14 protein-coding genes and 1 tRNA gene are annotated in these 12,520 nt (G+C 57.5%); 4 read left to right on the top strand and 11 right to left on the bottom strand.

The window, feature by feature from the left end; translation table 11 throughout:
- Positions 1-10: 10 nt before the first annotated feature.
- The 7 genes from rbsD to HU718_RS10940 all read right to left on the bottom strand — a co-directional run bounded on the left by rbsD (position 11) and on the right by HU718_RS10940 (position 6,566).
- On the bottom strand, positions 11-415 hold the full coding sequence (gene rbsD, locus HU718_RS10970) for a D-ribose pyranase (RefSeq protein WP_038364638.1): 405 nt from the start codon (positions 413-415) through the stop codon (positions 11-13).
- Positions 412-1,329 carry a ribokinase gene (gene rbsK, locus HU718_RS10965; protein WP_186613574.1) on the bottom strand — a complete coding sequence of 306 codons (918 nt, stop codon included), beginning with the start codon at positions 1,327-1,329 and terminating at the stop codon, positions 412-414. The genes rbsD and rbsK overlap by 4 nt, the downstream gene beginning before the upstream one ends.
- Positions 1,330-1,353: 24 nt before the next feature.
- Positions 1,354-2,373: a LacI family DNA-binding transcriptional regulator gene (locus tag HU718_RS10960; protein WP_095123151.1), complete on the bottom strand. Its 1,020-nt coding sequence runs from the start codon at positions 2,371-2,373 to the stop codon at positions 1,354-1,356.
- A 3-nt stretch (positions 2,374-2,376) separates the two neighbouring features.
- Entirely contained in the window at positions 2,377-3,354 is a 978-nt protein-coding gene (locus HU718_RS10955; protein WP_007913478.1) for an ABC transporter permease, read from the bottom strand.
- Positions 3,351-4,904 carry a sugar ABC transporter ATP-binding protein gene (locus HU718_RS10950; RefSeq protein WP_102901222.1) on the bottom strand — a complete coding sequence of 518 codons (1,554 nt, stop codon included), beginning with the start codon at positions 4,902-4,904 and terminating at the stop codon, positions 3,351-3,353. The genes HU718_RS10955 and HU718_RS10950 overlap by 4 nt, the downstream gene beginning before the upstream one ends.
- A 57-nt stretch (positions 4,905-4,961) precedes the next feature.
- Entirely contained in the window at positions 4,962-5,918 is a 957-nt protein-coding gene (locus tag HU718_RS10945; RefSeq protein ID WP_016984936.1) for a sugar ABC transporter substrate-binding protein, read from the bottom strand.
- 201 nt (positions 5,919-6,119) lie between these two features.
- The gene (locus tag HU718_RS10940) at positions 6,120-6,566 is read right to left on the bottom strand and encodes a hypothetical protein (protein WP_150705699.1); all 447 of its coding nucleotides are present in this window, start codon (positions 6,564-6,566) and stop codon (positions 6,120-6,122) included.
- 349 nt (positions 6,567-6,915) lie between these two features.
- Here HU718_RS10940 and HU718_RS10935 point away from each other — a divergent pair, with 349 nt between their 5' ends.
- The 3 genes from HU718_RS10935 (at position 6,916) to HU718_RS10925 (ending at position 9,164) form a co-directional block, all read left to right on the top strand.
- The gene (locus tag HU718_RS10935) at positions 6,916-8,004 is read left to right on the top strand and encodes an asparaginase (RefSeq protein ID WP_034152752.1); all 1,089 of its coding nucleotides are present in this window, start codon (positions 6,916-6,918) and stop codon (positions 8,002-8,004) included.
- A 196-nt stretch (positions 8,005-8,200) separates the two neighbouring features.
- A complete protein-coding gene (locus HU718_RS10930) occupies positions 8,201-8,470 on the top strand; it encodes a DUF1654 domain-containing protein (RefSeq protein ID WP_166219800.1) in 270 nt (89 codons plus the stop codon).
- A gap of 4 nt (positions 8,471-8,474) precedes the next feature.
- The gene (locus HU718_RS10925; RefSeq protein ID WP_077571941.1) at positions 8,475-9,164 is read left to right on the top strand and encodes an endonuclease; all 690 of its coding nucleotides are present in this window, start codon (positions 8,475-8,477) and stop codon (positions 9,162-9,164) included.
- Between the two features lie 52 nt (positions 9,165-9,216).
- Here HU718_RS10925 and HU718_RS10920 read toward each other — a convergent pair whose 3' ends face one another.
- Positions 9,217-10,119, bottom strand: coding sequence for a siderophore-interacting protein (locus HU718_RS10920; protein ID WP_095123141.1), 903 nt, complete (start codon positions 10,117-10,119; stop codon positions 9,217-9,219).
- Between the two features lie 87 nt (positions 10,120-10,206).
- Positions 10,207-10,575 (bottom strand): SPOR domain-containing protein, encoded by a 369-nt coding sequence (locus tag HU718_RS10915; RefSeq protein WP_186613576.1) that lies wholly within the window; start codon positions 10,573-10,575, stop codon positions 10,207-10,209.
- Between the two features lie 250 nt (positions 10,576-10,825).
- On the opposite strand from HU718_RS10915, the gene csrA reads away from it, so the two are divergent.
- The gene (gene csrA / locus HU718_RS10910) at positions 10,826-11,020 is read left to right on the top strand and encodes a carbon storage regulator CsrA (RefSeq protein WP_003179932.1); all 195 of its coding nucleotides are present in this window, start codon (positions 10,826-10,828) and stop codon (positions 11,018-11,020) included.
- A gap of 211 nt (positions 11,021-11,231) precedes the next feature.
- On the opposite strand, the gene HU718_RS10905 is transcribed toward csrA, so the two are convergent.
- Positions 11,232-11,687 (bottom strand): DUF2214 family protein, encoded by a 456-nt coding sequence (locus tag HU718_RS10905; protein WP_095123137.1) that lies wholly within the window; start codon positions 11,685-11,687, stop codon positions 11,232-11,234.
- A 612-nt stretch (positions 11,688-12,299) separates the two neighbouring features.
- Positions 12,300-12,376, bottom strand: a tRNA-Val gene (locus HU718_RS10900).
- Positions 12,377-12,520: the final 144 nt, after the last annotated feature.

Genomic DNA, 12,520 nt, shown 5'->3' with positions numbered 1-12,520 from the left:
GAATCAAAAGTTAAAAGGTGACTCCAGCGACCAGCACGATGTTGCAGTACGGCTGACATTCGCCTGTACGAACAATCGCCCGAGCCTGTCGGCTGAGCACCTTGAATTGCTCATGACTGAGCAGATCGCGACGCCCCAGAGCGCCCTCTTCATTCAACGCGTCCAGCGCAGTCAGTGCGGTCGGTTGCTTGTCGAAGATTTCTTTGGCCAACGCATGGCTTTCCACCTGCATCTCGCTGAGCACGACCTTCAGGGTGCTGACGAAATCCGGGACGCCATGGGTCAGCGCCAGATCAATCAGCTCGACCCCCGGCGGCACCGGCAGCCCGGCATCACCGATAACCACCATGTCGCCATGGCCCAGAGATGCAATCAGCCGCGACAAGGCGACGTTCAGCAGAGGAGTTTTTTTCATGCGGGTTTAAAGGCCTGTACGTCGGATTGGATTGGAATGGACGGTTGTGCACCGGCGCGGGTTACCGAAAGCGCGGCGGCAATCTGCCCGTAGCGAATCGCCTCGGCCTCGGATTTGCCATTGGCCAGCGCCGCCGCAAAGCCACCGACAAAGGTGTCTCCGGCGGCGGTGGTGTCGACAGCCTTCACTTTCGGCGCCGGGAAATGCTCAAAGCTCTGGCCGTTAGCGAACAGCGAACCTTGAGCACCGAGGGTAATGATGACTTTGCCTGCCCCCATGGCGATCAGCTTGCTGGCAGCACGCTCTGCGGTTTCCAGAGAATCCACCGGCAATCCGCTCAACACGGTCGCTTCGCTCTCGTTGGGGATCAGGTAATCGATCGCGGCAAACCAGTCTGCCGGCAGTGCACGACTGGCCGGTGCCGGATTGAGGATGACGATTTTGCCCAGTGCACGCGCACGCTTGAGCGCATGTCCCACCGTGGCATCCGGAATTTCGAGCTGGCAGATAATCACGTCGGCGGCTTGCAACACTGCGTCAAACCGGTCGATCACCGCGGGCGTCATGGCGCCGTTGGCGCCGGCGACGATGACAATGGCGTTCTGACTGTTGTCATCGACCACGATCAGCGCCACGCCGCTGGAGTCATTGACTGTGCTCACTGCCTGACAATCGATCTGCTCGGCCAACAAGGCGTCACGCAATTGCACGCCATAGTCGTCATTGCCAACGCAGCCGACCATCGCCACCTGTGCGCCCAAACGCGCGGCGGCCACCGCCTGATTGGCGCCCTTGCCACCGGAAACCGTGGCAAAGGAATGACCGATCAGCGTTTCACCGCCTACCGGCAGCCGCGGCGCCCGGGTCACCAGATCCATGTTCAGGCTGCCTATTACCACTACATTTGCTGGCATACATCATTACTCGTCAATTCGGTTTCAGCGGTATTCGGTGAACACGCCGGACAACGGTGCGGTCGATTCGCGCAAGACAATACTCGGAGTCACGATCCGCTGATCAGTGCCCAGAGTCGGCGTAGCAATCCTTCGCAACAGCACTTCGGCGGCCATCTCACCCAGTTGCAGGATCGATTGCCCTACCGTGGTGAGTGCCGGATACACGTAACGACTCATCTGGATATCGTCGAAGCCGATCACCGACAGCTCGCTCGGCACGCGAACATTGCGCTCCGCTGCAGCGCGCAGCACGCCGATGCCGATCATGTCGTTACCGGCAAAAATCGCGCTCGGCGGATTGCTTTCAAGCAGCGTCGCCGCCGCGTTGTAGCCGCCGGTACTGGTGAAATCACTTTCCAGCATGCGCTCCTGGCGGACCTCAACGCCCGCCTCTTTCAGCGCACGGCAATATCCGGCCAGACGCATCTGCGCCACGCTGGTACTGGCCGGACCGCCAATAGTGGCAATGTCGCGGTGACCCAATTCCAGCAAGTGCCGGGTGGCGAGGTAGGCGCCATATTCGTGATCGATGCGCACCAGATCGGCATCGACACCGTCCAGACCACGGTCGACGATGACCATCGGCGTTTTTACGCCAGCCAGCCCTTGCGCCAGACCGCTGTCACCACCTGCGGAAGCAACGATCAGACCGTCGATGCGTTTCTCCAGCAATACGCGCAAATAGCTGCGCTGCTTGTCGGGATTATCGTCCGAGTTACAGAGGATCACGCAGTAGCCGTTACGCTCGCAGTAATCCTCGATGCCCCGCGCCAGTTCCGCGAAGTACGGGTTGAGACTGTTCGGCACCAGCAGGCCGATGGTTGCAGTGGTCTTGGCCTTCAGCGAGCGCGCCACCGCGCTCGGCACATAGTCGAGGCTCTTGATCGCCGCCTCGACTTTCAACCGCACCTCCTGACTGACCGGCCGGGTGTTGTTCACCACATGCGACACCGTCGTGTAGGAAATTCCCGCGAGGGCTGCCACATCCTTGATCGTTGCCATCTCTTAGCCCCGGCGACTGGCGCGCTGACTGCGATAAGTGTCGAGCACCACCGCGATCACGATGACCGCGCCCGTGATGATACGTTTGGTCGGCTCGGTTGCACCGATCTGCGCCAGACCCGCCGCCAGTACCGAGATAATCAATACGCCAAAGAATGTACTGATCACCGAACCGCGTCCGCCCATCAGGCTGGTACCGCCAATCACCACCGCGGCGATCACTTGCAGCTCCAGACCGGAACCGGCATTCGGATCAGCGGCTTCCAGACGGGAAATCTGAAACAGCGCGGCGATACCGGCCAGCAGGCCCATCAGGCTGAACACCAGAATCTTGTAGGGTTTCGGATTGATCCCCGCCAGACGCACCGCCTCTTCGTTGGTGCCGATGCCGATCAGGTAGCGACCAAACACGGTACGGGTCAGAACCGCTTGAGCAATGATGATCACCAGCAAGGCAATGATGAACGACGGCGAGATGCCGAACGCGATCGGGTTCGACAGCCAGGCAAACGAATCACCGATGTACGCCGTGCGCGATCCGGTCATCTGATACGCCAGACCCCGAGCCATTTCCAGCACGCCCAGGGAGACGATGAACGATGGAATACGCCACGCAACAGTGATCGAACCGGTGACGGTACCGGCAAGTGCCGCCACGGCCATGCCGAGCAACGCTGACGGCAACACGCCCCAACCCCAACCGAGAATGGCGACGCTGACCGTCGAAGCGGCCAGTGCCAGTACCGAGCCCACCGACAGGTCGATGCCGCCGATGATCAACACGAAGGTCATGCCGACGGCAAGCACCATCAGGTCAGGAATCTGGTTGGCCAGCGTACTGAAGGTGTTATAGGACAGAAAGTGGCTGCTCAAGACCGAGAACAGCGCAATCATCGCCAGCAAGGCACCGGCCAGACCCAGATAAGTGCCCAGACCATAGAAGTTGCCACTACGTTTGCCGGCAGGAGATGCAGTTTTCATGGGAGATCCCTAGGCGCCGCTTCGTTGAGCAACGCATCACGTTTTTGGTAGCCGGCGAACGCGGCGGCAAGCAAATCATCCTGGGTCCAGCTATCGCGCTCGAAGGTGTCGATCAAGCGCCCTGCCGACAGCACGCCGATGCGGTCGCAGATCAGCATCAGTTCACGCAGGTCACTGGATACCACCACCAGCGCTTTGCCCTGGCGCGTCAGTTCGCCGAGCAAGGCATAAATATCGAACTTGGCGCCGACGTCGATGCCACGGGTCGGCTCGTCGAACAGCAGCACCGAACAGTCGCGCTCCAGCCAGCGGCCGATCACGACTTTCTGCTGGTTGCCGCCGGACAATTCCGAAACCAATTGTGTCGGACTCGAACTGCGGATGCGCATGGCGTCGATCTGACGCTGCGCCAGAGCGATCTCGTCGCCGTTGTTGACGACACCGCCACTGGAAATCTCCGGCATGTTGCCGAGGGCGATGTTGGCGCTGATCGACTGACTGAGCAGCAGGCCTTCCCCCTTGCGGTCCTCGGTGATCAACGCGATACCGTTGCGCACGGCATCGACTGGCGAGCGCACACTGACGACTTTCGCTGGCGAGCCGAGAGCAATGCTGCCGCTGTCGGCAACGTCTGCACCGAAGATCAGTCGCAGCAGCTCTGTGCGCCCTGCCCCGATCAGCCCGGAAATCCCGAAGATCTCGCCGGCACGCACTTCGAAGGAGACATCGCGCACTTTGTCGGAGCGAGTCAGACCCGTGACAGTCAGCGCCGGGGCACCGATCTTGCGCGGGCCCATGTCGATATGTTCGCCCAGTTCACGACCAACCATCAGCGTAACCAGTTGCTCGCTGTTGTAATTGGCCATCGGCTCGACGCAGACCAGATTGCCGTCACGCAGCACGGCAATCCGCTGTGCCACACGGGCGAGCTCTTCGAGACGGTGGGAAATGTAGATGATCGAGACGCCGCGCGCCTGCAATCGGGTGATCTGCTCAAAGAGCATTTCGACTTCTCGCGCGGTGAGCATCGCGGTCGGTTCGTCGAGGATCAGCACATGGCAATCGCCGATCAGGTTACGGGCGATTTCGACCATCTGCTGATGCCCGATACCCAACTCGCCGACCAGCGTATCCGGATCGATCGCGTCGAGACCGACCTGCGCCATGGCTTCGATCGCGGCTTTGCGCAGTTGCTTGCGACTGATCCAGCCGCCGTTGCTTGGCAGATTGTCGAGAAACAGGTTTTCCGCGACCGACAATGTCGGCAACAGATTGAGTTCTTGCATGACCATGCGCACGCCCAGTTCTTCAGCCTGGGTGCGACTGCCCGGTCGATAGTCCTTGCCGTGGAATTGCATCTGGCCGGTGGTCGGGGTGACCAGTCCGCCAATGATCTTCGACAGGGTACTTTTGCCGGCACCATTCTCGCCGGTCAGCGCCAGTACTTCACCGCGCATCAGCGTCAGATCGATGCCGGTGAGCACCGGTTGCGCATAGGTCTTACCGATACCGCTGACCGAGAGGACAGCGTTCGGGGCGGAAACTGACATAAAAAACTCTCCATGCGCTCGCCCGGACGGACGAGCGCCGTTGTGTCGCCAGAAGACTTACTTGGTGACCAGCTCGACCGGTGTTTCGATCACGCCGTTGGCGCCGCTGTCGACTTTCTCGCCCTTGATGATTTTCAGCGCGGTTTCGATGCCGAACACAGCTTGCTTGGCAGCGAACTGGTCAGCCGTGGCCAACACGCGACCGTCCTTCAACATGGGCTTAATGGCATTGATGTTGTCATAACCAACCACTTGGACCTGACCGGCCTTGCCCGCGGCGCGCACGGCGGAGACAGCACCTACAGCCATGCTGTCGTTGCCGGCCAGCAGCGCTTTGACATCCGGGTATTCGCTGAGGATCGACGCAGCAACCTTGTTGCCCTTGTCGATTTCCCAATCACCGGATTGCAGGGAAACGATCTTGATCTGCGCAGCGTCCATCGCATCCTTGAAGCCAGCGGTGCGCTGCTGGGCATTAGTGGTCGTGGACACGCCTTCAATGATGCCGACTTCGTCACCGGCCTTGAGCTGCTTGGCCAGATATTCACCGACCAGACGCGCACCCTTGCGGTTGTCCGGGCCTACGAAGGGCACGCTGATGTTTTTGCTTTTGACGATGGCCGGATCGAGCTGGTTGTCGATGTTGATCACGGTGATGCCGGCATCGACAGCTTTCTTGATCACCGGCACCATGGCCTTGGAATCGGAAGGCGCGATCACCAGTGCATTGACCTTGGCGAGGATCATTTGCTCGACGATGCGGGTCTGGCCGGCCGTATCGGTTTCATCCTTGATGCCGTTGGAGATCAGGTCGAAATCGGCGGAGTGTTCTTTCTGGTAGGCCTTGGCGCCATCTTCCATGGTCAGGAAGAATTCGTTGGCCAGAGACTTCATGACCAGCGCGACTTTGGGTTTTTCGGCGGATTCGGCGAATGCCGAGGAGACAGGTAGTGCGGCGGCTGTGGCAGCCAGCATAGCGACAGCAAGAAGACGTCCAGCGAATGGCAGCTTCATGGGTTCACTCCGATCTTATGATTATTGTGAGCAACGTTTGCGCTGGCGTAAGCTACATCGCTCTCTTCCGGGCCATACAATGCGGGGAGAGCCGCGCAAACGTTTGCGTAGACCGAACTATGCGAATCCCGCCGACATTTGTCAACAATCAGAAATCGTCATTTGTTGTAGGGCGAATCGTCCGACTCGCCCCTTCGCTGCTTATGCAGTGGTACTGACCAAATTCCCGCTGGTGGAACTCTTGGACATTTCCTTGACCAATGCACCCGCCACTTCTGCCATCGCGGCGCTGGTTTGCGCGATCTGCCCCTGAATGGACATGACCGCCTGTGATTTCGCCTCGGGCGTCGGATAGGTTTCAGCTTGTGCCGCAGCCAGTTGCTGTTGCTGCTCCTGAAGTTGCTTCTGCAATTCCTGCATGCGCTTGAGCAGCATCTTGACGGTAACGCTCAGGTTACTGCCGCTTTCAGCCTTGCTGTCTTCTGGCGCAGCACCACCGGTTCTGACCTGATTGCTCTCATCTTTCTCAGTGCCCAGCGCCTCGGTTGAAGCATCCGCTTCCGCCTCGCTCAAGGCATTGATCGTCGCCGCCGTTTTGCCGCCGATGGTGACTGCCCCGGGATTTGAAAAACCGACCGTCAGTGACATGTGAACTCCCTACATTTTAGTTTCCTTGAACACCCATCGGCCCGCGCGAGGGTTTCTTTAGCAGAAAAACCGAAACCGGCAACTCGAAACACCCGACAAAAGCAGTAGTCCTTTTCGGAGAGCCGAACACGAAAGCGCCGACTGTTCGGAAACCCGGATGAACGATTCAATCCAAGATTTGCCGACTCATAAAATCTTGATTTAAATCATCAAGTTAAACATTTCTCTGACGCAAAGTACGGCTGGTACAGATCCTGCTCCCTTCACCGTACTCCGGGCATCCAGATCGGCTTGGGGTGCATCTAGATGAACCTGCATCAGCACCGTCTCACTACTAGAGAGAAAAATAATGAAATCTGCTTTCAACACTTTGGTTCCGGGCGCTTTGGCCCTTCTCCTGCTCCTGCCCACCGCCCTTCAGGCGAAAGAAGTCGAGACCCAGACCAAGCTCGCTAACGTCGTGGTACTTGCTACGGGCGGCACCATTGCCGGTGCTGGCGCGAGCGCCGCCAACAGCGCCACCTATCAGGCGGCCAAGGTCGGCGTCGAACAATTGATCGCCGGCATTCCCGAACTGAGCAAACTGGCGAACGTGCGTGGCGAACAAGTCATGCAGATTGCCTCGGAAAGCATCACCAACGAAAACCTGCTGCAACTGGGTCGTCGCGTGGCCGAACTGGCTGATAGCAAAGACGTCGACGGCATCGTCATCACCCACGGCACCGACACCCTGGAGGAAACCGCTTACTTCCTCAATCTGGTGGAAAAAACTGACAAACCGATCATCGTGGTCGGCTCGATGCGTCCGGGCACCGCCATGTCCGCCGATGGCATGCTCAACCTGTACAACGCCGTGGCCGTGGCCAGCAGCAAAGAAGCACACGGCAAAGGCGTACTGGTGACCATGAACGATGAAATCCAGTCCGGTCGCGACGTCAGCAAAATGATCAACATCAAGACCGAGGCGTTCAAAAGTGCCTGGGGCCCACTGGGCATGGTGGTTGAAGGCAAATCCTACTGGTTCCGCTTGCCAGCCAAGCGTCACACCATGGATTCGGAATTCGACATCAAAAACATCAAGAGTCTTCCTGACGTAGAAATCGCTTATTCCTACGGCAACGTCAGCGATACTGCCTACAAGGCTCTCGCCCAATCCGGCGCCAAGGCCATCATCCATGCCGGTACTGGCAACGGCTCGGTATCCTCCCGCGTGGTGCCAGCTCTGCAAGCACTGCGCAAGGATGGCGTGCAAATCATTCGTTCGTCCCACGTCAACGCTGGCGGCTTCGTTCTGCGTAACGCCGAGCAGCCTGACGACAAATACGACTGGGTTGTCGCTCACGACCTGAACCCGCAGAAAGCCCGCATCCTGGCAATGGTCGCTTTGACCAAAACCAATGACAGCAAAGAGCTGCAACGGATGTTCTGGGAATATTGATGGACCTTCGCCCAATCAATTCTTGATTGGGCACCCTGCGCCATTCGCCTGTCGGGCGGGTGGTGCATCGCTCACAACGCTCTCGCACTTTTCCCACAAAAAATTCGACACGACCTACACCAAAATCGGAAAACCGCTGTCAGAGGATTTTCTTGAATTTTAAGCAGTTGCGAAAATGCTTACAGTTAAATACTGTATGCACGTACAGCTTAATAAGGATAACCTCGTGGCCACCTCCCCAGATGCTCCTGACGCTTACGAACGCATGGGCATGCGCGTTCAGAAAATCATCAACTCCCCCACTGCCCAAAAAGCCAAAGCCGCACTGATCTTCCGTCTGCCGGACGAGCCGATGGACGAATGGGAACGCCTGCTCGAGGAAATCGACGAGAACGACAACGTTACCCTCGCCTATCGCGACGACGGTGGCGTGCAGATTTTTTGGGTTGTACCGAAGGAAGATTGATTCAATGAGTGTCCGCTGTTTTGCTTTGCTGCTTTTGTTCATCGCCGTGGGTGCTCAGGCTGGCGCGCCCCGCACCTTTACCGAAGCCAAGAAGGTCGCCTGGAAGCTGTATGCACCACAGTCCACAGAGTTTTATTGCGGGTGCAAGTACACCGGCAACAAGGTTGACCTGAAGGCTTGCGGTTACGTACCGCGCAAGAATGCCAAGCGTGCATCACGCATTGAATGGGAACACATCGTGCCGGCCTGGCAGTTCGGCCATCAGCGTCAGTGCTGGCAGGAAGGTGGACGCAAGAACTGCACGCGTTACGACCCAAGCTATCAGAAAGCTGAAGCCGATCTGCATAACCTGGTGCCAAGTATTGGCGAGGTCAACGGAGACCGCAGCAACTTCAGCTACGGCTGGCTGCCGGTGCAATCCGGGCAGTATGGCTCGTGCCTGACCCAGGTCGACTTCAAGGCGAAGAAGGTCATGCCTCGCCCGTCGATTCGCGGCATGATCGCCCGCACTTACTTCTACATGAGCAAGCAATACGGCTTGCGCCTGTCGAAGCAGGATCGACAATTGTACGAGGCCTGGGACAAGACTTACCCGGTGCAGGACTGGGAGCGTCAGCGTAATCAAAGCGTGGCGTGCGTGATGGGACGCGGCAATGAATTTGTCGGCCCGGTGAACATGAAAGCCTGCGGCTGATCAACCACTGGAAAAAAGGCCTCGAACGTCATGTCCGAGGCCTTTTTTGTGGCTAGCTGCCCGCCTTGTTGTAACGCCAATAGCCCATCAGGTTGAGCGACTCCCGCGCGATTCCGCATTCTTTGACCAGGTACCTGCGCAGGCTCATCACTGCGGCGCTTTCTCCAGCGATCCAGCCATAGAAACCTTCACTGGCTGTCTCGGCTATTTCCCAAAGAATCTCTTTGTCGATATCGACCTCGGCCAACTCGACAGCCTGGCCGATGGATGAGGCATGAATGGGGGGAACCGCTTTCTGCACCGCCGCCACCATCAACGTACCGGCGCTGGCCTGGTCCCGGATCAACCACTGCACCGTCAGCCCGGCCCAATCGGGAACTGCCAGCATATCCTCGACACTGTCGACTTCGAAAAACGCCTGCGTCAGGGGTGGCTCGGCCATAGCGGCCAACTCATCGAGAATGCCCATGGCCGCCGGTAGCGCCGTGCCGTCGGCGACCAACAGAACCTGCTTGAGAGACTGCGGCGGCTTCCATTCGAATCCGCCGGCGTCCTGTGCTGAAAAGCGGCGATCCGGAGCGAGAATCTGCATCGAATCACCGGGCTGCGCCCGAAGCGCCCACCGCGAAGCCGGTCCGGTTTCACCGTGCAGAACAAAATCAATATCCACTTCGCCTTGTTCGGCCCGCAAATGGCGAATGGTGTAGGTGCGCATCGCCGGACGCCGATCGGCAATCATTGCCTTGAAGCGGGCGTACCAACCCTCGCCCTGAGCAAGCCTGGCAGGCGAACCATCAGCCGCAGGAAAAAACAGTTTCACCCTTTGATCCGGCGCCCAGGTGGCCATTTCTTTAACAGCAGGACTGGCCAGCGTGATCCGCATCATGTGCGGGCTGAGTAAGGTTTTGCGATGCAGGATGACGTCGAACAGCTTGTAAGGATTGGCGGAGGCCATGCGGAGCTCCTTCGGAAAATCGTGACTGACTCGTATAAGACGAGCCACATCCGAGGTCCTTTAGGTTGCTCCGCTGAAACGCAGCGCTTACGGCGTGAGCGGGTGCTCGATCACCACCGATTCAATATTCTGCTTCTTGGCTTTCACCAGAGCAGCATCCACTTGTACTTTTCGGGCTTCAGCTTCGGCTTGCGAGTTGAAAGGACCAATCAGAATTCGTGTTTTGCCACTGCTGTCCTTGATCACCGTAGGTACGAAAGCGTGCTCGATCAACCAGCCGCTCAGGTCGCTGACAGCCTGCGGGGTTTCGCCGCGCACTTCGAGATCCCATTGTGGTGCTGCAGCCGCAGCCGGCGCCGTCACTACAGCCGATTGTGGTTTTGCTGCGTCTGCATTCTTGCCTTCACCACACCCAGTCAATACCAGTGCCGCGACCAACCAAACCAATTTGCGCACAACGCTTTCCTCGAAATTCTCAAAGCCGCGATCTTATCATTCATAAATACTTCGCGAGGCCCGCAAAATGGGCACAAAACAACGAGATTGATGGTTGCAGCCTCTGTATAGTTACGCCCTGGGAATTAATGCCGCTTCTGCGCGTCAGAAAGAGGCACCCAAACCGTGAGACTTCGCACTAATCTATACGTACCACCGACCTCTGCACTGTCTGAATCAGGTGCCCTACAAAGCAATCAAGGAGAAGACCATGCTGATACTCACCCGCAAAGTCGGTGAAAGCATAAACATCGGTGATGACATCACTATCACCATTCTGGGCGTAAGCGGCCAACAGGTCCGCATTGGCATCAACGCTCCGAAAAACGTTGCAGTGCACCGTGAAGAGATTTACCAGCGCATTCAGGCTGGCCTGACCGCCCCGGACAAGCCACAAACTCCCTGAGCCAAATCGCAGTCAGTAGCCAGTCCGTTTACCTTGTGGAATGACTGGCTAGAGATTCACGCGCCGTTTTGCCATCCGCTCCCCACTCCGCTGGGCACGGCGCCTGACACACTCCCCCCCTTTCACGCATCCCCTCTTGCTGCCGGATACTACCTGCCATCCCCCTGGCTGGCTGTCGGACGTTTCCGATAGAGCGCAGAGAATTCGCCCTCTAACTGAATGTCACGCCACGCGCCATGCCCGTGGCCGCCACCATCATCAGTACCAGCAACAACGCCTCGACATGACTGATTCGCGCGTACAGCTTGGCGCGCCCGGTATCGATTGCTGCACCGCGTGCGGACGCGATCCGCCACTTGATCAACGTGATCATCGGGGCGAGCTCTACAATCAGGATCAGCACAAACAGCGTCATCTTCAGATGAAACAGCGGCTGATGAAGATAATAGTCAGTGCCTTTTTCAAAGCCGGCAAAAGCCCGCATCGCGCCTGTCACCAGCAGAATCAACGCAGAGATACCCCATAGGTTATCAGCCAGCAAAACGCGCTTGGTCTCACCTGCACCAGCAGCGAGGCGACTGAATGCCGTTCCTCGCGTCAGAACCGCCCAAAAGCCCAGGGCAAAAGCCAGTAGATGAATAGCTGCTAGAAACCAGTGAACCAGCATCGATACACCCCATCAGAAAGAGTTGAAAATCGGCCAGTCAGTAGTAGTCGAAAAAGTAGCGATTTGCCTGCGAGATATCGCCCGGCAATTACTAAGCCTCGAGAGGAAAATGAAGCGGCAAAACCAAATCGCAGGCAAAAAAAATCCCAAGCAGCTGATGGAAGCTTGGGATTTAAAAATGCATAAACCGTGGTGGTGAACGCGGGGCGAATGTTACTTAATTCCACGAACAGTAACAACGTTTTTTTGATAACCGGCTGGTTAGTAACACTCGTAACCTGTTCAATATCCACACTTTTTCAAAGGACGCTGGCGACGAGCGGTGAATCGCCAGCCCACTGCCTGACCCGACGATGCAGAAATTCGATCGCAGGCGGGCGCACGACGAAGACTTGCGCACGCCATTCAGCAAGGACTGCTAAACGGTGAAGCACGACTCGCAGTGGATCAACAGGCCTCGCATGGAATTTCGAATGCCCTGAGATCGACTAAACGCGAAGTCCAGCTGGCGCCCTGAGGAGGGTTTGCAAAAGTATTGCAAATCGCAGACAACAAAAAAGGGCCCACCTTTCGGTGAGCCCTTCTAGACCGCCCAGCAGAGCGGATTTTGTTTGGTAGGCGCGATTGGACTCGAACCAACGACCCCCACCATGTCAAGGTGGTGCTCTAACCAACTGAGCTACGTGCCTGCTGTGAGGCGGCATTCTACGGAATTCCGGAGGGGTGTCAACACCTTTTTTTCACCTAACCCTATGAATATGCAAAATATTTAATTTCGCGGCTCCGACGAAGATTTTCCGGTGGCTGGCGGAGGTTTTTCAACTCGGGTAGGA

The organism is Pseudomonas tensinigenes, from assembly GCF_014268445.2.
GTDB classification, from domain to species: domain Bacteria; phylum Pseudomonadota; class Gammaproteobacteria; order Pseudomonadales; family Pseudomonadaceae; genus Aquipseudomonas; species Aquipseudomonas tensinigenes.
This window is presented reverse-complemented; position numbering and strand designations above follow the sequence as displayed.